Here is a 25,065-nt window from a genome sequence, read left to right as displayed (position 1 = left end):
ACAATCTTTTAAAGCTTTGTAAATTCTGTTAAAATACAAGAGGAGGTTACTATGCCGGATTTATCCTTAACAAACATATCAAAAACTTATATAGATAAAGAAGTCATAAAAAAAGCAGACCTAATTGTGGAAGAGGGCGACAAAATAGGCTTGATTGGCACAAATGGGGCTGGAAAAACAACTCTTTTTAAAATAATTTTGGGAGAAATATCCTATGACGGTGGAGAAATTTTTAAGAAAAAGGATTTGTCTATGGGATATTTAGAGCAGCAGCTAAATTTAGAATTAAAGGGAACAGTTTATGAAAACTGCCTAGAAGTTTTTAATCATCTTATTAAAATGGAAAAGGACCTTTCAGAACTCACCAAAAAAATTTCTGAAAATCCCGAATCTCTTGACCTTTTAAATTCCTATGCCCATCTTTTGGAAAAATTTAATGAAAGAGGGGGCTATTCTTACCCTTCAAAAATCAGGGGGACCTTAATTGGTCTTGGCTTTACAGAAGATGAATTTTCGAAGGAAATAAAAAAATTAAGCGGCGGGGAAAAGGCAAGAGTTGCCCTTGCAAAACTTCTTTTAACAGACTCCTCACTCCTACTTTTAGATGAACCGACAAACCATCTTGATATAGGAGCCATATCTTGGCTTGAAAAATTTTTAAAGGACTATAAGGGGTCATTAATCTTAATTTCCCATGACAGATATTTTTTAAATAACGTTGTAAATAAAATAGTTTTGCTGGACCATGGAGTTTCCCATTCCTATAGGGGAAATTATGATACCTATTCTTCCCAAAGAAAAAAAGACCTAGAACTTTTAAAGAAACAGTATGAAAATCAGCAAAAAGAAATAAAAAGGCAGGAGGAAATAATAAAAAGATATTTGAGCCTAGGCAGGGACAGATTTATTCGCCAAGGTAAGTCAAGGCAAAAACTCCTTGACCAAATGAAAAAATTAGACAAACCCCTAGAAGAAAAAAAGGGGAAAATCAGCTTTTCCACTCAAATTGAATCAGGAAAAGAAGTTTTAAAAATTAAAGACCTGTCAAAATTTTTTGGAGATAGAAAAATTTTTGAAAACCTATCAGCAAATGTCTATAAAAAAGATGTGGTGGGCTTAATTGGATCAAATGGTGTAGGCAAATCAACACTTTTTAAAATAATTACAGGGAAAATTCCTCAAGATAGCGGAGAATTTATTATAGGAACCAATGTAAAAATAGCCTATTTTGACCAAGAAATGGAAAATTTAAATTACGAAAACACAGTGATTGATGAAATTTGGGATGCCTATCCCCTGCTTAATCACTTTCAAATTCGTTCTTATCTTGCTCAATTTTTATTTGTTGGTGATGATATTTTTAAAATAATTTCAGATTTATCAGGGGGCGAGAGGGCAAGACTGTCCCTTTTAAAAATAATGCTATCAAAGGCAAACTTCCTTTTACTTGACGAACCCACTAACCACCTTGATATAGATTCAAAGGAAATTTTAGAAGATGCTATAAAATTATATGAGGGAACAATTTTAACCATCTCCCATGACAGATACTTTTTAAATAAGGTGTGCAGCAAAATTTTTGCCATGAGTGGAGACGGCATTGATGAGTATCTTGGAAATTATGACTATTACTTGGAAAAAACAGAAAAGGAAGAAGAGGAAGAAGTCTATATTTCCAAAACAGAAATTCAAAAAAAGAAAAAAGAAGACCAAAAAAATCGCAGGGAAAAAAAGATTCTAAATGATAAAAAGAAGAAGCTGGAAGAAGAAATAAAAAAACTTGAAAAAGATTTATCCACAGTCGATGAAAAACTGGTTAATAATAAGACCTACGACGATTTTTCTTTAATTTCATCACTTTCAAAAGAACGTGAAGGCCTTGAAAAATCAATAGAAAATCTTTATGAAGAATGGTTTAGTTTAGATGAGAAAAGTTAAAAAACTTTGAAGAATTTTCCACAGGCAAATAAATAGGCCAATACTTTATCCCCAAAGTTATGAACATTATCCACATAAAAAAGGACCTTTTAGGAAAAATTTATAAACATTTACTGTGAATTTACAATTCATGGTCCAAAATATTAAAATTTATAGTTTTCCCCAGCCTATTATCAATTAACATTAAAACTTATCCACAAAAATAATTAACAAATTAATAATTTTTTGAAGCAGGACAGCCTTACGCTCATTTTATTCGCTAAAGACAGCCCTGCTTTTTTCTACTTTTTTGTCCTGCTTTTAAACATAAAAAAGAGGGACTGTCCACCCGTTCGCTAACGCTCATTCATTAAAGACAGCCCTCCAATATTAAAAAACAAAAAAATTAAATTTTTCCAACTAAATCAATGCCAGGCTCTAAAGTATCATCGCCTGGTTCCCAAGCTGCAGGACAAACCTTGTCGCCATGTTCATAAACAAATTGAGCAGCTTCAACCTTTCTCAAAAGTTCTTTAGCATTTCTACCAATGCCAGGTGAGTGAATTTCATAAGCCACAATTTCAAGATCAGGATTTACAATAAAAGTTCCCCTTAAAGCTTGACCTTCTTCTTCAATTAAAACACCAAAAGATTTAGTAAGTTTTAATGCCCTATCACCAATCATAGGGAAGTTAGTTTTACCTACAGCTTCAGAACTTTCGTGCCATTGTTTATGAGAAAATTCAGAATCAGTAGAAACAGAATAAACAGTAGTATTAATATTTTGGAATTTATCATAAATTTTAGCAATGTCTTCTAATTCAGTAGGACAAACAAAAGTGAAGTCGCCTGGATAGAAAAAGAAAACAGACCATTTTCCCTTTAAATCATCTCTACAAACATCAATAAATTTTCCGTCATAATAAGCCGGAACCTTAAAGTCTTCAATTACTTTACCAATAAAATTTTCGCTCATTTTTTCCTCCTTCTTTCTATTATATATAACTTATATTGCTTATATATAGATAATATACCACAAGATTATATTTTTAAATCAGAATTAAGGACATAAAATTTAAATAAATGGAAGAAATTTTAGTTCTGAAAAATAAACACACCATTATATATATCTTTGAAATAAATATAAGAAAGAAATTTTTTATACAGTATTATAAAAACAAAAACTTATTTTTTATAGATTAAAAAGCAAAAATTTTTTTAAAATTTATAGCAATTTTTTAAAAAAATTAGTTTTTCATAATGGAATTTTGAAAGTAATATTTTACAAAAGTCAAATATTACTTTCAAAACCCAAAAACAAAAAGAAAAGATTTACTAAAAGAAAATAAAAAAAAAAAAAACAACAAAAACGTAGAATTTCTAGTAAATCAGCATCAATTGCAACTTTAATGCTATAATTAGGTTGTAGTGTACGAGTATACTTTTATTAATAAAAGTAGTGCCCTAAATTTTTTATAAGGAGAGATAATATGAAAAACAAAGTTATTTCAATGTTACTGGCATTTGCAATGATTTTCTCTATTCTTGCACTTCCATTAACAGCTCTTGCACAAAATGATCGAGGAGATGATCAGAGAGAAAAAACAACAGGCTCTGTAACATTGCATAAGATGTTACTAAAGGAAAAGGGAGCAGCTGAATACTTTGGCAAAGAAGGCAAGCAAGAAGGCTTTAAAGAAGTAGATGGCAAAAGAATCAAATACACAGGTGAACAAATCACTGATATTGGTAATTATTTTGGTGAAGGTGCTTCAGAAATTGCAGGAGTTTACTTTGTATGGCAAAGATGGACTGCAGCAGATAACGTAGACAAAAATAGTGCTGAAGAACAAAAGAAAGATGCAAACTGGTCTTATATTAACGTAGATGGGGATGAAATAGAACGCAACCCAGGTGAAAGTGAAGCTGATTATACAAAAAGAGCTTTAGCTCAAACTGATATTATGGGGAAAAAGACTGAAACAGGTGGTGCGGTTTTTCAAACTCAAGGTTTTACAGGACTTTATAGAATCCTTGAAGTAAAAGAAAAATCTACTTACAAGGGAAATGTTGATGGAAAAGAAACATCACTAACAGGAATGTATGCAGTACCAGTTATCTTAACTCTTCCCCTTGTAAATGAAAAGGGAGTAGTTACAGATGCTCATGTTTATCCAAAGAACACTGAAGATGCTCCAAAAATTGACAAGAACTTCAAAGGAAATACTGCAGAAGCTACTGATACTGAAATCAAGTATGATCAAAACCAAAGAGTAAAAGATACTGTTAGTAGAAAAATTGGCGATGTAGTAGAATACGTAGTTCAAACTGAAATTCCAAAAGATGCTGACTACAAGTTCTTAACATGGAATGACTCCATGATGGATGGTTTAACTTATAAGAAAGATTTAGTTATAAGTGGAAAATACACAGAAGGTGCAGACGAAAAGACCTTAACTTTTGATAAGGGAACTGACTACACAGTTCAAGAAGATGCCAGAGGATATAAGGTTGACTTTACAGAAGCAGGACTTAAAAAAGTAACAGATGCTGCAAAATTTAGTGCAGTTACATTAAACTTTGCATATTCTGCAATGCTTAATAGGGATACTCCTGTTGAAGTTCCACAAGCCAATGACGTTATCTTCTATTATGGACACAAACCACAAGTAAAATCAGAACCTAAGACTGGTAATCCTAAAGACAAAAAAATTAGTGTAGAAAAATCTTGGGATAGAGATGGCGACAACAAAACAACTGAGGCAGACGCAAACGCAATTGTAACCTATACTCTTTATGAACAAAAAGGAAATGATTGGGAAGAAGTTAAGTCTGTAACAGTTGGTGCTAAAGAACAATTTAAATATACTTTTACAGATCTTGACGATAATAAAACCTATAAGGTTGTAGAACGTGTTGCAGGTTATGAACCGGAATATGTATCATTTGAAAATGGTGTTGTAAAAATTACAAACAAAGGTGACAAGGACAATCCGAAGCCACTAAATCCATCAGAACCAAAGGTTGTAACTTATGGTAAGAGATTTATTAAAATCAATAACGTTGATTTTAATAATGATGGAACTCAAGAAAAAGTTGAAAGATTATTTGGTGCTGAATTTGTAATTAAAAATGATGGAGGAGAATTCCTTGCTTATTTAGATGATGCAGAAAAAGCTAAAGCAGACGAAAAGATTAAAACTGCTAAAGAAACCTTAGACAAAGCTGTAGAAACCTACAATAAGTTAGAAAAAGATAAACAAACGGATGAAGAAAAGCAAAAAGTAACTGCTGCACAAGATGCTTATAACAAAGCTGTTCTTGCAAAGACTGAATACAAGTGGGTTAAAAAACAAGAAGATGCCATTAAATTTGTTTCAGATAATGAAGGTAAATTTGAAGTAAAAGGACTTGATAAAGGTTCATATACTTTAGTGGAAACTGCTGCACCAGAAGGATATGCAAATAACAACAATACTTATACATTTGTAGTTGATGAAGGAACTTACAATGGAACAGCTGCAGAAATGAAGTACGAAAAAGAAATAAAAGATGGTGAAACTCAACATTACGGTCAACAAATTAAGAATAAGAAGGTAAGTATTCCACAAACTGGTGGTATTGGTACTTTAGTATTTGCACTTGCAGGTATCTCTCTAATGGGTGGTGCTGCATACGCAATGAAGAAGAATAAGGTAGAAGACCAATAATTTTTAGGGCAAGATTTTAAATCTTATAAAATAATTTAGAAAGTAGGAGGAATTATGAAAGAGAAATTTAATTTAATAAACAAGGCTCTATTTGTCCTTATTTTCCTCCAAGTGCTTTCTTTAACAAATGTTTTTGCATATGAAGATAAGGGGAATGTTACTATAAAAATTCCCCTATCTCCTTATATGCAGGACCTTGAAGGAAGAAGTTTTGAAATCTATAAGATTATGGATGCTCGTCCCTCAGATGAACAAAAACTTTTGTCTGAGCTCTCAAAAAAATCTGATGATGATCTTAAAAAGACCTATGATCATTTTTTGGTGGGGCCAAGTATACTTAATGAAAGTAAGGATATGGGCTTAATTACTTTTGAATTAAAAGATGGAACTTATCTTGTAAAGGAAACTAATGATGGCAAGTCTCCAAAGGTTGAGGCATTTTTAATTATTATGCCTTCAAGAGATGGCAGGGATTTTGATGTACTTCCAAAGTATGAGTACAAAAAACCTAAAAAGCCGCCTGAATATCCACCAGATAAACCTCCTAACCCACCACCAAAATATAGGGTTGAACTTTATAAGCTTTCAGATGACGGAAATAAACTTCCGGGAGCTGTTTTTAAACTATATAAGGTTTTTGACAAGTCTTTGGAAGAGGTTAAACTTTCTGGAAATTCTTATGATGATAAGGGAGAGACAAGGGAGCTTGTTACTGATGATAATGGGCTGATTGCCATTGAAAATCTTCCTGAAGGCAAATACATTTTTAAAGAAATCAAAGCCCCTAAGGGTTATGTAATTGTTAATGAAGACACTTCCTTTGAAATTTACGGCAATGAGGGCACAAGACTTGAGGTCGTAAATAATAAAAATCCAGGGAATTTTGGCAGCTATAAGTTTATTAAGGTTGATGAAAATAATAATCCCTTAGAAGGAGCTTATTTTAAAGTTCTTAAAGTTACGGAAGATGGTGAAGAGCCCCTTCTTGTAAATGGCAAGGAATATGTTTTAAAATCTGATGTCAATGGCAATTTTACTGCTGAAAATTTGGCATTTGGAGATTATATTCTTTGGGAAACCATGGCTCCGGAAGGTTATATCATCAGCAGTAATAAAATTAATTTTACTGTAGATGAAAATTATTTTGAAGAGGCAAAAAAAGCAATTATTAATAAGAAGGATAAGCCTAGGGTAAAGATTCCAAAAACTGGCGATATTACCCAAATAGTTGCAATTATTTCAGGGTCTATACTTATAGCTATGGGCTGTGTGTTTATTTTTTCTAAAGAAAAATCGTAGTTAGTTAGGAATTTATATAAAAGCGGCAAGGAGTTTTATGGACAAAAAGAAAAAAAGAAAGACGCCTTTAAAGGTTTGGATTTTAAGATTTGTATTTCTTTTAGGTTTTTTAATTATGTTATATCCTTTGGTTAGCCGTTTTTATTATAGAATTGAAGCTAATAATCAGGTTGAAGATTTTGATGAGGGAAAAAAGGAACTGACAAGTGAAGATATTAAAAATCGTATAAGGCTTGCAAGGGCTTATAATGATTCTCTTCTAAATGTTGTTTCTGAAGACCCCTATAACAAGGAAAGACTTGAAAGCGGCAGGGCTGAATATGCCAGGATGCTTGAAATTCATGAAAAAATTGGTCACGTTGAGATTCCAAAAATCGGTGAGGACCTTCCCGTTTATGCGGGCACTTCCGAAGAAGTTTTACAAAAAGGCGTTGGTCACTTAGAGGGCACCTCCCTTCCAATAGGAGGCAATAGTACACATACAGTATTGACTGCGCACACTGGACTTCCGGAAGCCAGACTTTTTACGGACCTTACTAAAATGGAAATTGGCGACAAGTTTTATATTCACAATATTGAAACTACTCTTGCCTATCAGGTGGATCAAATTAAGGTTGTCCTTCCTAGTGAATTTAATGACCTATTAATTGTAGAAGGTCATGATTATGCAACTCTTTTAACCTGCACTCCGATTATGATTAATACCCACAGGCTTCTTGTTAGAGGCCATAGGATTGACTATGTTCCTGAAATTGAAGAAAAAGATATTAAAGAACACAGAGCAAATAACATCTATAAAAATCTTTTCTATGCTTCATTAGTCTTAATATTAATTATGCTTATCTTAATTTTAAGACTTAGGAAGAAGAAAAAATTAGCTGAAAAGAAGTTAAAAGATTTAAATAGTGGTCCAGCTGATGAAAATAATATTAATAATAATGTTAATAATGAAAGCACAAGGACAAAAAGTATTTTTGATTTAGATAAAAATAATTTGAGAGCAAGAGGCAAGACAGATGAAGAAGATAAATAAAAAAAATATTTTATTCATTTTAGTCTTTATTATAGGCTTCTTACTTACTGTATATCCTCTTATCAGCCAATGGTATTACAGGATTGAAGCCAAGGACGAAGTCGATAAATTTAATGCCGGCACAGAGGAACTGGATTCTAGTGAAATTCAAAGAAGAATTGAACTTGCCAGGGCCTATAATAGTTCTCTTGATCCCTCAAAACTTTCTGATCCCTATACTGAAAAGGAAAAAGAAGGCAGGGCTGAATATGCCAGAATGTTGGAAGTTGAAGAGATGATTGGTCACGTTGAAGTTCCAAAAATTGGAGAAGACCTTCCCATATATGCAGGGACTTCCGATGATATTTTGGCAAGAGGTGCAGGCCATTTGGAAGGCACATCCCTTCCTGTTGGAGGGGCAAGTACTCACGCAGTTATAACTGCTCATAGAGGGTTGCCGTCTGCAACGCTTTTCAGACACCTTGACGATTTGGATGAGGGCGATGTTTTCTTTATTCATAATATTGAAACAACACTTGCCTATAAAGTTGACCAAATTACTACTGTTGAACCTTGGGATTTTGAAAAAGTTCTTGTTATTAGTGGCAAAGATTATGTTACTCTTTTAACCTGCACGCCTTATATGATAAATTCTCATAGGCTTCTTGTTAGGGGCCACAGAATTGAATATACACCGGCTGTTCAGGAAGAGGCGCTAAAGCAAAATAAGAGAAAAATCAATTATTTAAAACTTTTAATAATTTCACTAATTATTCTTATTGTCCTAATTATTATATGGTTTAGGGAAAGAAAAAAATTTAGATCTTTAAGAAAGAGGTAGGCCCATTGAAAAGTAAAAAAAGTCTAAAAAAAATCATAGGCTATATTTTAGTAATTGTTGGAATAGGACTGCCTTTATATGGATTTTTAGGAATGTCTATATCTGAAATTAGGAGTAACAAGGCTTACAATGATTTTTTAGAGAATCAAAGACAAAAAGAAGAAGGCACATTAGAAGAAGAAAATAAAAAGGCTTTAGCTTATAACAAAAGCATTAATGGTGATGTACAGGCAGTGGATCCTTTTGATGCCATTGATTATGAAAGTATAAATAAGATACAAAAAAATAATGAAGTTTTTGCCTATCTTTCTATTCCATCACTTGATATTAAAAAACCTATCTATATAGGGGCAAGTGATGCAAATATGGCAAAGGGATTGGCAACTGTTGATGGGACGGCTCTCCCTATTGGTCAAGTGGGAACAAGATCTGTTATTGCTGGTCACAGGGGTTATTATAAGGACCTTATGCTTTTAAATCTTGGCGAAATAAAAAATGGCGACAAGATTTATATAGAAAGAGGAGGAAAAGGCCATGTCTATGAAGTTATAGGCCAAGAAATTATATATCCTAACGAATGGGAAAAACTTGCCCCCATAGAAGGCAAGGATATGATAACTCTTTTAACCTGTTCACCCTTAAAACCGCCGAGGAGACAAAGGCTTTTAGTCAATGCTGAAAGAGTGGCGGAAGATGATAAGAAAGTTGAGCAAGTAAAAGAGGAAATAAAAACTGACAAGAAGGTCAGTAATAGAATTAAGCTAGTAAATATTTTATCTATAGTTGGACTTTTAGCAGAAATTTTTGTAATAGGACATTTTATAAAGTTTTTGCTATGAAAGTGAGGAGGAATTAGGTGAAAAAGACAATTAAATATTTCATAATACTTTTACCTATATTCATTCTTGGACTTCTCCTTGTTTTTATTACTTATTATTCTAAGATGAAATCTCGTGAGATTGCTAGCGTAAATGGCAGAGGGATTTTAGCTGATGATTTTAAAAAAGAGTATGAGATTAGGAAGAAGTATTATATAAAAAAGGCGGGATCTTCGGATTTCTTAAACAAGCCTTCCGGCAAGGGTGGTTTAACTATTGACGAATATTTAAGAAAAAAAGTCTTAGACGACATGATTATCTATAAGTTAATAGAAGAAGATTCTAAAAATAAGGGCATAGAAATCGAGGATACTTGGGCTAAAAATGAAATTTCTCAACTTAAGAAAAATAAAAATTTAAAAAAAGAATTGGAAGAAGAAGGAATTAGTGAAGGCTATTATAAGGACAAACTAATCAGAGATAAGATAAAAGAAGAACATGAGAAGCTGATTGTAAAGGGCTTTAATATTAATGAAGACCTTATGAAAAAATATTATGAAGATCACAAAAATGATTATTTCTTAGCCAAAATTTCTCATATTCTTTTGAATAGTCTTGAAGATGCAAATAAAGTAAAGGGCGAGATTGGCACTCACACCTTTGAAGAACTTGCAAATAATTATTCAGAGGATAGAAAAAGTGCTGACCAAGGAGGATTTATTGGAGAATTCAAGCCAGGTGTTATGGAAGAAGTTTTTGATGAAACTATAAAAAAATTAAATCCTGGTGAGATTTCAGAACCTGTAAAATCCAAGTTTGGCTACCACATTATTAGACTTGATGATAAACTATTTCAGCCTTTTAATAGTGTGAAAGATGACATAAATCAAAAAATTAAGGATGATATGTATCAGGAATATGTAAAAAAGCTGAAAGAGAAGGCAGATATAAAAATGTATGTGGATGAAGTTGGAAGTAAGGACAATAAAGAGATTAACTTGAAAATGAGTAAGGAGGATAAACTATGATAAAAAAAATTACATCTTTTATGCTGGCAATTCTCATGCTAGTTGAAATTTTTCCAAGTAGTTTTGTTTTTGCAGCATCAGATAATTCAAGTTCTAATAATTCTAAAACAGGTTCTATTATCGAAACAGACAGTATTTTAGATAGAGAAGTAAAAAATGACTCAGGAGATGCATCTTCATCTATTATAAAAGATGGAATTATAGATAGGGAAAATGAATTATCTGAAGAAAAGCCTATTATAAATAATAATGACAATAGAGAAAAGAATATTGAAAAGAGTAATGATGGAAAAAGTGATTTTAATTCAAAGGCAAATGAAGAAAAAGAATTAAATAGGGACGATGAACTTGTCTTAACGCCTGCGAATTTAGATAAGAAAGATCAAAATAATAGTTTTAAAATTAATGAAGATATTCAAAATAAAGAAGATATAGAAAAGAAGGCGGAAGAAGTTCCGGAAATCAAAAAAATCGAAGGTACAAATCTTGAAAATGAGGAACTTTTAAGTAAATTTTATGAAACTCGCAATTTTGAAAATAATAATAGTGAAAATAATGGAATTGAAGGCATTTATAAAGTAGACTTAAAGGATATTCATTATAGGGAAGATAGGGACGGAAACTGGACCTATGAAACTGGTTTAAACTGTTATTATAATATTCCAAATACAGTAAATCCCGGAACTGAATTTAGCCTTGATTTGCCAGAAGAATTAAAATGTGGCGGCATTAATAATTCAGACATTAGCCTTGGCATAATTAAGAACCAAAAAGGCACAGGCCTTATAAATGTATATTTAAATAATAACAGGGTTACTTTTAAGCTAACAAATGAAGGGGCAGAAATTATTAAAAATACACCCTTTGGAATTTCAGGTGAATTTTTAATAGGACTTAAAGAAAATCCTGAAGACCTTGTTAAAATTGATGACCTTGACAATGAAGACTTTTCAAATTTTGAAATTTATAAGGGTATTAGCATTGACAAAAAATTAATTGACAAGGCTCTTGAAGCTGGTAAAACAGCAAGTTTACTTGAAGGCAATAACTCCTACAATGGAGAAATTATTGATAAGGATGAAGTAAAACTATCCTATATTTCAACATTTGGCGATAAGGAAAATAGACTTGAAGATAAGTTTAAATTATATGGCAGCAGGAATTTTGATGCCAAGACAAAGTATATTTATACTTATGACACAAGTCTTGCAAAAGATGGGGATGACTATATAAAAAGTCAAGCTTTTGAAATTAATAGATTTAATCTATTAAAAAAGGCTGAAGGAAAAAATTCATCAAAAATAAAAGTAAGAAGAGAAAATCAAGAAGAAATCCCCTATGGTATTGAAATTTATGATGATGAAAACAATAGACTTTATCCTGGAATTTGGGATGAGAAAGTAAAACTGCAAAAAGACGGATTTGATATAAACCTTCCTACAAATGGCAGCGACCTACCACGTTTCAGCTTTATTTATAAAACAAAAATTGCAGATTTAAAAGAAGACACAAAAACGGAAGTAATTCTGGCTGATAAATTAGTTGCTGAAAATGACTTTTTTAAGAATTATAAAAATATAAGCATAAGTCAAAAACTTGATTCTGGCAGAGAAGTTGAGAATAATCTTGAAGAATATAATAGAGAATATTTTACAGAAAAAACACCTCTAAAGGAAAAATTAGCTACAAAAACTGAAGTAAGTTTATTATCCACAAAATCATCTGAAGGAAAAGATGAAATTATGGATATGATTATGATGGCAAGAGAAGCAGGCAATTTAAATCTAATGGCAAGCCCTAGTGCCCAAAAATCTGAAGAACAAATTTGGCTTGAAGGTGAAATTAAAAAGTTAGGCAAATACTATGGAGAAATGACTCCTGAAGAAAAGGCGAAGCTAAAAAATGATTTTACCCAAAGATACCAAAGCAAGTATCCTAATAATGTTGAGGCAGAATTTAATAAGCTTGTAGCTGAAATATCTAAACATGATGAACAAATTTGGCTTGAAGGGCAAATTTTAAAACAAGGTAAACCTATAAGAAAATTTACTAATGATGAAAGAAATACTTTAAAAAATGCTTTTATTGCAAAATTTTCAGATTTAGCTCATCAAACTGGTACAGAAGAAAATTTCAATAGATTTATTGTTCAAATAAATAAAGAAGATGCCCAAAATTGGATAAATGAAAAACTACTTGCTTTAAAAAATCAAGGGAAATTAAATTCAACTGAGATTTCAAAAGTTAAAGACGAATTTAAGGCGGAATTTCCAGACCTAAATCTTAATGATTTAAATTGGCAAGAAAGTCCTGAAGGAGAAAAAACAACATATCCCTATCAATTAGCATATAAATCCAGCCAAAAGCTTTGCTATAAAGACGGGGTAGGCATAAATTATGGAGCTATTGATTGGACTAGAGAGCCACAAGTTTGGTGGGATATTGAAGTTGATGTTAGTGATTTAAAAAATAATCCTAATATAGAATATAATTATTTAAATCTTGCTTTATATGCGCCAAGAGGTCAAGGGCTAAAAGAATTTGAATTTGGAGCAGGATATAATTATGACAATATACAATTTACAAGAGCGCTAGCACTTGGAAATGAATTTGATGCAGGATCTTTGAAAATCACAAAGGAACAACTGCAAAATGCAACTGATAATAAAATAAGAATCAGGGCTAAAGCATCAATAGAAGAATTGCATTCAGAATACTCCCTAGGTCTTAGATTAAATCCAGATCAAAATTATATAAAAAAGATTTTAGATGATTTTAAAGCTGAATTTAATAAAATTCCGGTAATAATTAAATGGATGGAAGGCGTAGAAGAAGCCGAAAAATATGCAAGTCAGCCTTTCAATCTTATTGATGCAAGAATTATTGCAAAGGGAATAAAAAGTGAAACAAAAACTGAAAACTTTTATATGGATCCAACGAGAACTATTGTTGCTGAAACCAAGGGTTCAAAAGGCTACTGGATACTTACAGACCTCTTAAGAATTGGTGAAAAACCTGATGAAGGAATAGTCACAAGCACTGGAGAAAAAAAGGTACAATTAAATCCAGATACATCCTTTGACGGACCTATAGTTTATGTTCCATTAATAGATGGTGGCTATAAAAAAGTAAATTCTCTATCCGAAGCTAAAAATTCTAATGGAGAGTATTTTCCAGGCACTCTATTATTTTATAAATCAGGGAACCAACCTGTAGACAAAGGTAAGAAAATTGAAATAAATGTGGATTTACAAAACAAGTATACAAATCAATCAAGTTTAATTGCACAAGAAGGAGAAACTACTGGAGGTTTTAAACAGCTTTCTGTTGAAACAAAAACTCAAACGGATCTTAGTTCTGAATACAGAATGTATTATGAAACACCTTTCTCTTCTCGTGTTTTTAGAATAAATAAAACTTTTGAAATTGTTGTCTGCATAAATTATGGTGTTCCAGATCCTTCAACAACGGAATCTTATGAAACAAGACTTACAAGAACTGAAGACCCTTCAGGGCAATTAATTTTTAATTCCATTAGTAATAGAAATAGGGGACAATCAACTCTTACGCAAAAAGTTAATAATCAATACAATGTTGGTGATAGGATTAATTATTATGATCCAAAGATTGGAACTACAGAAGAAAGAGTAAAAGACTTATTAAAAAGAGTTTATTATTATACTGACCAATTTAAGGCTCAGTATGAAAAAGATACTGGCAAGAGATTGCACAGGGTTTATGAGTCACAAATTGTTCAGCTACTCGTCCATAATTTAACAGATAATAGGGACATAAGCTCTTCAGTTACACCTTTTTTAGTCGATACAACAAACCCATATACAGCTGGGCAATATTCTGATTTCTATTCAAGGAAAATTTTATTTGGAACACTAGATGCTGAAAATAGAACAACACTATTTCCACAAAATATTCCTGATGGTGAAGCCGAATTTGGCTATCAGTATAAAAATATAAATGACAGCTTACATGATTATAGAATTGCAAGAATGGCAAGAATGATAAGGGAAGATGTTCGTAAGTCTTATAACTCTAATGATGATTGGACTAAAGAAAAAGCTGACTCTGTTGATCTTGTACTTTACACACATGGTTCTCTAAATGACTACCAACAATTAATCGGGGCCTATGTTCATAGACCTGTAAAAGTAACAAAAGTCGATAAAGATAATAAAGAGTTGGTAGGCGCAAAGTTTAGAACAATCAATAGGGAAACAGGAGAAATAAAGGAATGGACATCAAAAGGGACTGAAGATAAAGTTTATTTAAAGGAAGGAAAGTATAAACTTGAAGAAATTCAGGCTCCAGAAGGTTATGAACCAATTAAGCCTGTTAATTTTCAAATTTTCAAAAAGGAAGAAAATGCACGTGATGCATACTATCCATCAATAAGAGGAGATATACACATCAATGACTATGTCCACAATGTATTAGATATTGATGGTAAAGCTGAAATTCCTGTGGCTTCAGATGGAACAATTTTAATGGAAACCGATAATGAACTAACTGTTAAGATTAAAAATATTCTTGATAATTTAGGAGAATTAAGGTTTACAAAAACTGACGGCCATAGACCTTTAGATGGTGCCGAATTCACACTTACTAAAGTTGATGATAATGGTCAAAAAATTTTAAAAGATGGAAAAGTTGTATATGAAAAAATTTCAAAGGGAACTAAGGGTGAATTTGTATTTGATGGTTTAAGTGAAGGAACCTATATTTTAGCAGAAACTAAAGTACCAAAGGGTTTTGAAAAGCATAAAGATTTAAAAGTTATTGTTAAAAAAATTGATGGGCAAAAGAAACCTGTAGTTATATTTGAAGATCAAACAATTGAAGAAAGCAAAAATATTGTAGATGTCCCAATAAAGACTGAAATAGAATTTCAAAAATATGATTCAATTGCTAATACTCCATTAAATGGGGCAAAGTTTAGACTTTATCAAAAGTCAGGTACTGGGTATTCCTATGATAAGACAGCAACATCTGAAGTAGTAGGTATAAAAGAACAAGCTCCAAAAGAAATGCATTCTAAAGATGGAAAAATCACAATAATAACTTCTTGGGAGCGTGGCAAAGATCAAAAAGATACTAGCCCAGACACAAAGGTTAAAAGAATATATAAATTGCAAGTTAAAGATGATTATGGAAATTGGCAAGATGTTAAAAGCCTTGAAGGAACAGGAAGTTCATCTAATATAGTTTTTGATGGCCTTGATGACAATAAACTTTATAAAATATTTGAAGAAATCAATGGATATTATGTAAAACATGAAACAATTAAGCAAGATGGTGAACTGAATCTTATCAATAAAGAAGTAAATGAAAAACTTGGTACTTTTAAATTTGATGACTTATCAGCCGGGGAATATATTCTTGAAGAAATTGTTGCACCAGATGGCTACAAAACCCCAGAAAACACAAAATGGCTTGTAAAAGTTTATTTAAAAGATAAATATGACGGTACAGGAAGTCCCTTGACTTACGATGTAAAGGTCCTTAATTATGATAAAGAAGGGAATGCAGTTGAAGGAATCCCTATTATTGAAAATGGAGAAAATAAGTTAGTCTATAGAATAGATAATGAGGCCTTTGTAACAAGTTTAAAATTTAAAAAGTATGTTGAAAATGATCAAGGTGGCATAGATGCATTGCCAAAAGATAGACTTGTTGATGCTGAGGGAAAAGATGTTGCATTTAATTTATATAATGCGGATTATTACGGACAAAAACTTCCAGCAAAATTCGGAGATACTGAAATTAAACCTATTCAAGAAAATATTACTGCTGATGCAAATGGTGATTTTAATCTTACTAATCTAAGAACTGGTATGTATTACAAACTTGAAGAAGTTAATCCTCCGGATGGATATGTAAAAGATAAAACTGGATTTGTACTTCACGTTGTATCTTATGGTGGACCTAATCTTAAAGTTATAATAAGAGATGCTTCAAATAATGCAAAAGTAAGCCCAGATAATATTTTGGAAGGAGTTATTAATAGAAAGCCAGGTCTTGGCAAACTAAGAGTTAGAAAGACTGGTTCTGCAATTCCACCTGCAACTGGTGAAATCGGAATTAGACGTGCGACATTTAGGCTATGGTTCGCAAATGAAAATTTTATAAAAACAAAAGATCCAAAATCAGGTCAAGATTATATTCAAAAGGTAACTGAAGGCAAGGCTCAAACAGATATCCCAGATCCTAGTAAGCAAGATGAAAATCAAGGACTAGCTGAATTTGAGAATTTAAAACCAGGTTACTATGTTCTTGAAGAAAGTAGAGGCCCCGCTGGTTATGAGAGGACAACTGATACTTGGAATGTAACAATATTTGATGATGGAAAAGTAACAGCAGAATATGTTAAAGGTCATGGTAAAAATACAGATGTTTCTGGAAGGTCAAGAGCACCTTTAAAAAAGAATTTGGAACTTGAAAATTTAATAAGAAATGAAGGGCGTTCAACAAATTATAGTGGAGATTTTAATGAAGTGTCTGAAAATGGTCTTTATCTTTATAATAATCCTCTTGTTACAACAAGGGAATATTCAGAAAGGCTTAACTATGCAAGGGTTGTAACTAATAATAATTTAAGAGTACCAGCGAATAACGGCGGCAGCATTTTATATGATGATGATAATATCCAAGTTACTTTTGACAAGAGTCAATATGAAACAAAAAATGGTAAGGCACAAGTTACACTTGAATTAATAGGCAAGGGAAAGAAAACAAAACCCAATGTTTTGATTACACTTTTAGTAGATAGATCTATGGATTTTGCAGAAAATTATGGTAATAATACTACTAATAGCACACAAGACAATAATATTAATTATTTTATTTCGCAAATGGCAAAAAAAGCTAAAGATAAGGCTAATTTATATTTTACACTTATTGAATATGACGCTGATGCTTCAAATATAGTTGTGGGTGCTTATAATAGAAGTCTAATGTCTTTAAATGAAATGGAAGAGAACAGTGGATTTATTAATTACAAACTTGCTGAGCCTGGAGTTGAAAAGTTACCAGGAAACACTATAGAAAGCAATGTTGTAAATTATGGACCAGAAATTCAACTGAAAAATTACCTTGGGGCGTTAGATATTAAAAATAGAATCAATAGAGGAAATGATGGTAGTGCACACTTATTAAGTTTAGTAAATTCTGAGAGAAATAAATATTTTGGGGACGTAAATAATAAATATGTTGATGGTGTAAAGTTTAATGAGACCTATTTATTTAATTTTCAAAATACAACAGGAGCTCCCCAAAAAAGGGGAGGATCCTATTATATGGACCAAGTCTTCACAAATCTTAGTAGCGCTAACTATGATGGGATTTATTTCACATACCAAGGCAATTTTAGAGAGGATAATAATTTAATAAAGCTTTATAATCAAGCGATGGGAAACCATAGTGATATAAATTATCGTTACTATAATGGAAATGTACAATTTATTAGACCTTATGGAAGCGCAAATGAATTAGGCGTATTTTATCAACTTGACTTGCTAAATAGCTTTTTAAATGATATAGACAATGGTAATGTTTTTAGAAAAACAGCCGAAGGACAGGATGCAATTAATCAAGGTTATGTATCTATAAGTCCTAAAGATAATATAAAACTAAAATTAATAAGAACCACGAATAAAGATGGTGAGAGTGCTTATGTAAACAATAGAGATTATAATAGGTATTTTGAAGGATTGGATACAAGTACGGAACTTGGTAAATGGAAATTTGATTTATTAAGGTTAGTTGGCATAAATTCAACAGGTAGTTATCAAACTGGTTTTAACTTGGGTAAGGGTGAAAGGATTAAATTAATTTTGGAAGCTGAAATTATTAATCCTACAGATGATACACCCTATGATGTATTAAGTTTAAAAGTTAAGCCAGAGAAAGATAAAGTAGAATATGAAATAGATAATATACCAACTATAAAAAAATTAAAAGAAGAAGAGCACCCTCCGGCTAAAGACTCCTATAATGCAGAGATTAGCTTTGTTTATACAGACTATATTAAAGCAGGAGATCAGTCTACTGCAAAACCAATAGGCGAAGTTGGAAAAATGACTCTGCAAAGGAAGGATGGCTCATCATGGAATGATGTCGATAATTATAAAGATATTCCAGTAGAGGCTGAGGACAAAAAGTTAATTAAAGATTTAGACCCAAATGGTGATTATAGAATTAAATATGTCCTAAATGAAAATTTAAGAAGTAATTGGACCTATCCGAGAGGTAAAATTTATGATGATTCTTATGACATAGAAAATGGAAAAAGAGTAAGAAAAAGTGATGTAGACTTTTATGAACTTAATTTTTCAGATGCCAAAGCTCAAGGTGAAGGAAAAGCTAAACTTCTAAAACTTGAAATTCAAAATGGATCCGTATTAAAAATATTTAATATTAATGAAACGGGTTGGAGAATACCCCTAAGAATTAAAAAATGTTCTGAAGCAGGCTATGCTCTTGATGGCTCTGAATTTAGAGTAAGAAAAATAAAAAATGGTAAGCAAGGTGAAGCATATTATAATGAACCTTATGATCAAATTTCATCAGCAACTGGACTTCAAGGTGATAATTATTTTAGAGAACTTACACCTGGTATCTATGAATTAACAGAAACAAAAGTCCCTAAAGGATTTAGAGAAGATGTTAAAAATCAAAAATGGTATTTTAAAGTTGAAGCAAATGAAAATGTTCTACCGACTGAAGCAAATTATATGAAAGTTATTTTTGATTTCGCTGAAGAAGTTGAAATTAATGGAAAAACAGAAAAAATTTACGGTTTAGGTCATACAGATTCAATTGCAAAGTATAAGGACTATATAAATCTTGTTCCTCATGAAAAAGATGATGGAAGATCTAACCCAGCAAGACCTGATGCTCCATATCCAACTATTGATGAAATAGGGGTTACAAATTTTAATGATACGACGACTTTTGAATTCCAAAAATTAGATGAAACTGGAAGAAATTCACTTTCTGGTGCGAAATTTGAACTTGTTAAGGTTGACGAAAAAAACAATCCTATCACTGGAGATGAAGCATATAAGAAAGAAGTAACATCTGAAAATGAAGGTGGTAAAGTCATCTTTAGAGGCCTTACTATTGGGAAATATAGGTTGAAAGAAATTGAACCGCCTAAGGGCTATCAATTAAACAAGGAAGTATATTATATAGAAGTAAGTATTGATGCCAATGGGAAGTGGATAACAAAATATTTAAAGGATAAAGAAGATCCTAATATTGTTGATTCAGATAGAGATGGAGCCATTGATGCAATTAAAAACAAACTTCTTGATACAGAACTTAAATTTGAAAAGGTTGAGGCTGATGGTTCACCTAATGGTAAACCTGTGAAGTATGCAAAATTTAAACTTGAAGGTATTTATAAGGATGGAGAAAAGGCTGGCCAAGTTATTCCTGAAGGTTCTAATGGATATTATTTTAATGAACAAGAAGGAGAAATTGATTGGAATTTATTAGAGGTCACAAAACACATATTTACTTTTAAAAATTTAAAGGAAGGTAGGTATAAGCTTACCGAAACTGATTCTTCTAGTTATTCAAAGCCAAGATCTTGGATTTTTGATATTGATGAAGTAAATAATGGCACGGAAACTAAATTGAAAATTAAACTTGTAGATACTGATAGCATGAGAAATGATATAAAATTTAGTGATAGTTTAGATACAAGTGATTACCATGAAATTCAAGAATTTAAAATAATTAATTATAAAAAAGTAGACTTAAAACTTGAAAAGCTTGATGAAAATGGAAATCCATTAAAGAACTCAGCTTTTGCTCTTAAAAAGACCTATGCAGAGCCGCCTAAAAATTTATCAGGTAGTTATGGTATTGGTATAGGAGAGATAATTTATAGTGGAGATAAAAATCCTATAGCTACAGAAGTTCGATTTAGTAACCAAGAAATTATTAGGGGAGATGAGGCTAAAGACTTTGGCTACTATAAACAAAATTCTCTTTTAGGTTTAAGTGAAACAACTTTTAAAGACTTATCTGAAGGGATTTATGAACTTGATGAAATTGAAGCGCCAACCGACTATGAGACTACAACATATCAAAGAAAGTGGGTCTTAATAGTTAAAAAGGATTCAGATGCTAATAACAATCCAACAGGGCTGAAGATAATTCATAATAAGGACTTCGAGTCACAATATTTGCACCAAAAATATGACGATAAACCTAGGTTCAATGTAGCTGATGATAGGACAGAATTAATCGCTATGGAAAATAAAGGCCAAGGGGATAATGAGACTTATAAATTTGGATCTAAAGTTAAGATTACAAATAAAAAAGTTACAACAGAAATTGAATTTACTAAAGTTGATAGTAAAAATGAGAATGAGAAACTTAAAGATGCTGAATTTATTCTTTATAAATTAAGCAAAGACCCTGATGATAGTAAAATTGATAATGTTTATGCCAATACTGATTATAAGAGAAATTCATTAAAAACAATTAGTGCAATTTTCTCCGAAGATCAAGGTAAATTTGTTATTGATGACTTAAATGTTGGCTTGTATTTACTAGAAGAAGTTAAGGCACCAAAAGACTATAGCATCGCCAATAGGAAAATAGCAATTCAGGTTAAGGAATATTCTATACTTCAAAATTTTCCTGGATTTCCAATAGTTACAAATAGTCCCAAGGTTACAAGATTTGAAATCAAACTTTATGAGTGGGAAGAAAAAAATGGCAAGGGAGTTTTAATTAAGGATGAAAAAGACTTTAAGTATCTGAAAGTTAAAAATGAAAAAATTGATCCTGCTACAGGTTATGAAACATTAGATACTAATAATTTTAAGTATAAGGCCGACTTTGCCAATAAAAAAATAGGCTTTAAGTTTTTAAAAGTATTCTTAGAAGATAAGGATAAAAAGACCTATAGCCCTGTGAAGAGAGGAAAACTGACCTTGAAACTTGAACATATTGGCAAAGACAATAAGGTTGATAAGACTTTGACAAAGGAATTTGACCTTTTAGACTTAAACGATACAAATCAAATTAAATTCATTGCAACAAAAGACTTTGATGGCGAATGTATCTTGACAGAAGAAAAGGCACCTTTTGGATTTGGGAAGACTGTTAATAAATATAAAATAAAAATTGATGCCGAAAATGAAAAGTCATATTTATTAGAAGTTCTTAATGAAGAAAATAAAGCTCTTGTGAATGATAAAAATCAAAAAGTTACTGATACTGGAGTTATAATTCCCAGTGGTGGTCTTGATATTAGTCTTGATGCAAATGATGTTAACTTTAAGATTGTAAATGATAGAGGTGTGTTCCCTCAATCAGGTGGAATTGGGGATTTAGTATTCTACGGTGGAGGATTTGCTCTAATGATTTGCGGAGCTTATATGTACCTTAGAAAGAGAAAATATGCTGAATAAATTTTAGATTTATTCTAAAGAAAATAAACCGAAGGCAATAATATGTCTTCGGTTTATCATTTTATTTTTTATATTATCTATTTACAAAAAGGATGTTTAGGCTATGCTCTTGTAAATGGAATTAAGTATTTAAGGCTATTATAAAGTTTTTATGGCATTAGGGTTTTATGGGAAATCCAGCCCCAATATGAATTGCCATCTTCTTGATTTTTGGCCTGTACATAGCACCATATTCTTTCCTTGCCTTCAATTTTTGTTTCTTCAATATAAAGGTCAGTTCCCTTTTTTAAAATTCTAACTATATCAGCATCAACACTCGGGTCTGTTCTTAAATTTGCCTTTTCTGCTGTTACCTTTTGAAAGGTGTGAAGGAGGGAATCTGAAAGTTTATTAATTTCAAGGCCATCTTTTCCCCTTTTTTTGTCCTCTTCAAATTCTTCTTTAATATCCTTTGAAAGCCTTGCTTCCCTATCGCTATTTATATCTGCCAGTAAATTTGATGCTCTAACAGATTCTGGAGATATAATAAGATATTCATTAAGCATGAAAAGTGCCTTATCTTTATTTCCTTCCCTATATTCATTAAGGGCCTTTTCTAAAATTAAATTTTCAAGCATTTCCATATTTTCTCCTGCTTGCCTATAATTTTTTTCATCCTCTCCTATAACTTTTTTGTAGTCTGAAAAGGCTGCAAGATATTTTCCTGTCAAGACTTTTTCCTTAGCTGAGTTGAAATTATTATCTGACTCAATAAGTTCTTTCACTTTTTGGATTTCCTTATCCATATCCTTCATGGGATTTAAATAAGAAATTTTTTGGTAGCTTTCATAGGCCTTTTGATATTCGCCGCTTTCTATCATACTTTTGGCAAGGGCAATTTGCCTTGCGGTATATATATTTCTGCTAAGAAAGACTAAGATTATAAGGATTAAAAAAGTGCCAAAAATTTTTTCTATGCTCTTTAGGGAAAATTTAGATTTTTTGGCGGGTTTAAGTTCAGCGAGGTCCTCTTCATTTACCCTTGTATCTGAAATTTTTTCTGCATTTGGTGCAACTTTTGTGATATGATCCCTAGTTAAGTTTCTTTCAAGGTTTTCAATTTCTATTTTTGATTGGGTTGAAGTATTTTGGATAATATTTACGATTTTTGAATTGATTAAAGGCTCTGTTAAATTATTTAGGACAAAATTTTTGTGTCTGCCACAAAATCTGCATTTTTCTTCTTCTATGGGATTTATGGCTGTGCATACGCATGACCAATAGCTTATGTGATTTTCGCCATAGGATTTAATTTCCGGACCCAAGGTTTCTCTTATCTTTTCAAGTTTTTTTTCAGGAATTAGGGGAAGATTTATGGGAATTTCATCTGTAAAATCAGCGTGGACTCCGCCCTTATCTGTTATGTAGGAAAAAATTCTTATGTCAAGGCTACGGGCATCTGCAAAACGCTCGTCAAGGGAAAAGGGTTTTAAAAAATAGGTGGAATAGGGGCCAAGGTTAACATCTGCTGTAAAATAAAATTCGCTGGAATTTAAAAGATAGGCTCCTGAAAAGTTTTTAAATTTCACACCAAGGGTAATTTTTTTTATTATTTCCTCAGACATATTTATTATGTCACAGGCTAGGGAAAAATATCCTGACACAAGTTCAGCATTAGAAATTTGAAGGCTTTCTTTTGGATTAAAATATATGGTTGTTGGGAGGGTTCTAAAATTTTCCATTTATTATCTCCTTTATTTTTTGTTGGAGGCTGTCCTCCTTTGTATTTTATTATTTATCTTTATAATTTTATTTTAAAGTGGGACAGTCCTGCAAGTTTTTATAGATACATAATTCCGGTTTCTAAAGCTATGCCCAAAACTGCCCCCATAATTATTAGTTTAAATAAATTGACTTTTTTATTATATAAAATTAGGGCAAGGATAAAGCAAATGCCAGCTGGCACGCTTAAGTTTTTAATGGTTATAGCTCCCTTAAAGACAGAGCTTTTAAAAAGATCAAGGGCGGTAATAAAAATTAAGGGAACTATGCCGGCCTTTATTCCAATTAAAGAATAGTCTAAAACTGCAAATTTTTTATTTTTAGTGAATAGGTAATATCCAAGGAGCATCAGAAGGATAAATTGAGGAAGGACAATGCCTCCAGTTGTTATTAAGGCTCCTCTAAGACCCCAAATTTTTTGGCCCACAAAGGTTGCGGCATTTATGGCAATAGGGCCGGGAGTCATTTGTGAAATTGAAATTAAATCCACAAGCTCCTTCATTGTAAGCCAAGCATTTTCGTGAACCACATATTTTGAAATTAGAGGTATAACTGCATAGCCGCCCCCAAAGGATAGGCCACCAATTGCAATGAAAATAAATAATAATTTGAGAATCATACTTCATACCTCCTTTTTAAAGTAGAAAAAGTTGATATGCCAATAACTGCTGAAAATAAAATTAATATTCCCGTATTTATTCTAAAGAAGTAAGCTGCAACAAATATAAGAGCAATTAAAATTAAAGTAAAGCCTGGATATTTTTTGTAGGATGCTATTCCCATTTTTATGACAGTTATAAATAAAACGGCAGAAATTACTCCAGATATTCCTTCTAAGGCCGATCTTATATAAAAATTATTTTGAAATTCAATATAAAATTTTGAAATTAAAGATAGGATTATTAGGCAGGGAAGGACGCTTGCCAAAAGGCAAACCAAAGCTCCCTGGGGGCCTCTTAATTTATAGCCAGTTAAAATAGAACAGGAAATTGCCATAGCACCAGGGCTTCCCTGAGATAGGGCAACAATATCCATCATCTTGTCATTATCAATAAGTTTTAAATCTTCTACAAATATATCCTTAATAACTGGGACAATGGTATATCCTCCGCCAAAAGTTATGGAGTTAATTTTAAAAAATGTTGTAAATAATTTTAGAAGCGAAATTTCCTTCATCTCATCACCTATAAATATTATAGCACCCATAGAAATTTTTATTAAGTATAAAAATATAG

Annotated in this window: 12 protein-coding genes; 8 read left to right on the top strand and 4 right to left on the bottom strand. The window is 31.8% G+C overall.

Annotated elements, in window-relative coordinates; all coding sequences use genetic code 11:
* Positions 1–51 precede the first annotated feature (51 nt).
* Positions 52–1,938 carry an ABC-F family ATP-binding cassette domain-containing protein gene (locus BQ4446_RS01615; RefSeq protein WP_071026076.1) on the top strand — a complete coding sequence of 629 codons (1,887 nt, stop codon included), beginning with the start codon at positions 52–54 and terminating at the stop codon, positions 1,936–1,938.
* 385 nt (positions 1,939–2,323) lie between these two features.
* On the opposite strand, the gene ahpC is transcribed toward BQ4446_RS01615, so the two are convergent.
* Complete coding sequence (ahpC, locus tag BQ4446_RS01610; RefSeq protein ID WP_071026074.1) at positions 2,324–2,893, bottom strand: alkyl hydroperoxide reductase subunit C; 570 nt, start codon at positions 2,891–2,893, stop codon at positions 2,324–2,326.
* A gap of 514 nt (positions 2,894–3,407) precedes the next feature.
* On the opposite strand from ahpC, the gene BQ4446_RS01605 reads away from it, so the two are divergent.
* The 7 genes from BQ4446_RS01605 to BQ4446_RS01575 are packed head-to-tail and all read left to right on the top strand — an operon-like array spanning position 3,408 to position 22,069.
* On the top strand, positions 3,408–5,627 hold the full coding sequence (locus tag BQ4446_RS01605) for a pilin N-terminal domain-containing protein (RefSeq protein WP_083329009.1): 2,220 nt from the start codon (positions 3,408–3,410) through the stop codon (positions 5,625–5,627).
* 54 nt (positions 5,628–5,681) lie between these two features.
* Complete coding sequence (locus BQ4446_RS01600) at positions 5,682–6,926, top strand: MSCRAMM family protein (RefSeq protein ID WP_071026072.1); 1,245 nt, start codon at positions 5,682–5,684, stop codon at positions 6,924–6,926.
* Positions 6,927–6,963: 37 nt separating this feature from the next.
* Positions 6,964–7,959 carry a class C sortase gene (locus BQ4446_RS01595; RefSeq protein ID WP_071026070.1) on the top strand — a complete coding sequence of 332 codons (996 nt, stop codon included), beginning with the start codon at positions 6,964–6,966 and terminating at the stop codon, positions 7,957–7,959.
* Positions 7,943–8,779 carry a class C sortase gene (locus tag BQ4446_RS01590; protein ID WP_071026068.1) on the top strand — a complete coding sequence of 279 codons (837 nt, stop codon included), beginning with the start codon at positions 7,943–7,945 and terminating at the stop codon, positions 8,777–8,779. Before BQ4446_RS01595 ends, BQ4446_RS01590 begins: the two co-directional genes overlap by 17 nt.
* A gap of 5 nt (positions 8,780–8,784) precedes the next feature.
* Entirely contained in the window at positions 8,785–9,618 is an 834-nt protein-coding gene (locus BQ4446_RS01585) for a class C sortase (RefSeq protein ID WP_071026067.1), read from the top strand.
* A 17-nt stretch (positions 9,619–9,635) separates the two neighbouring features.
* Positions 9,636–10,625 (top strand): peptidylprolyl isomerase, encoded by a 990-nt coding sequence (locus BQ4446_RS01580; protein WP_071026065.1) that lies wholly within the window; start codon positions 9,636–9,638, stop codon positions 10,623–10,625.
* A complete protein-coding gene (locus tag BQ4446_RS01575; RefSeq protein WP_071026063.1) occupies positions 10,622–22,069 on the top strand; it encodes a SpaA isopeptide-forming pilin-related protein in 11,448 nt (3,815 codons plus the stop codon). Before BQ4446_RS01580 ends, BQ4446_RS01575 begins: the two co-directional genes overlap by 4 nt.
* Positions 22,070–22,218: 149 nt before the next feature.
* Here the strand turns inward: BQ4446_RS01575 and BQ4446_RS01570 are convergent, their stop codons facing one another.
* The 3 genes from BQ4446_RS01570 to BQ4446_RS01560 all read right to left on the bottom strand — a co-directional run bounded on the left by BQ4446_RS01570 (position 22,219) and on the right by BQ4446_RS01560 (position 25,006).
* Positions 22,219–23,790: an SH3 domain-containing protein gene (locus BQ4446_RS01570; protein ID WP_071026061.1), complete on the bottom strand. Its 1,572-nt coding sequence runs from the start codon at positions 23,788–23,790 to the stop codon at positions 22,219–22,221.
* Positions 23,791–23,888: 98 nt separating this feature from the next.
* A complete protein-coding gene (locus tag BQ4446_RS01565) occupies positions 23,889–24,449 on the bottom strand; it encodes a chromate transporter (protein ID WP_245149638.1) in 561 nt (186 codons plus the stop codon).
* Entirely contained in the window at positions 24,446–25,006 is a 561-nt protein-coding gene (locus BQ4446_RS01560; RefSeq protein WP_071026060.1) for a chromate transporter, read from the bottom strand. The genes BQ4446_RS01565 and BQ4446_RS01560 overlap by 4 nt, the downstream gene beginning before the upstream one ends.
* Positions 25,007–25,065: the final 59 nt, after the last annotated feature.

It is taken from the genome of Peptoniphilus raoultii (genome assembly GCF_900099555.1).
GTDB classification, from domain to species: Bacteria; Bacillota; Clostridia; order Tissierellales; family Peptoniphilaceae; genus Peptoniphilus_A; species Peptoniphilus_A raoultii.
The sequence above is the reverse complement of the archived record's forward strand: the minus strand, read 5'-3'. Positions and strand labels throughout refer to the sequence as shown.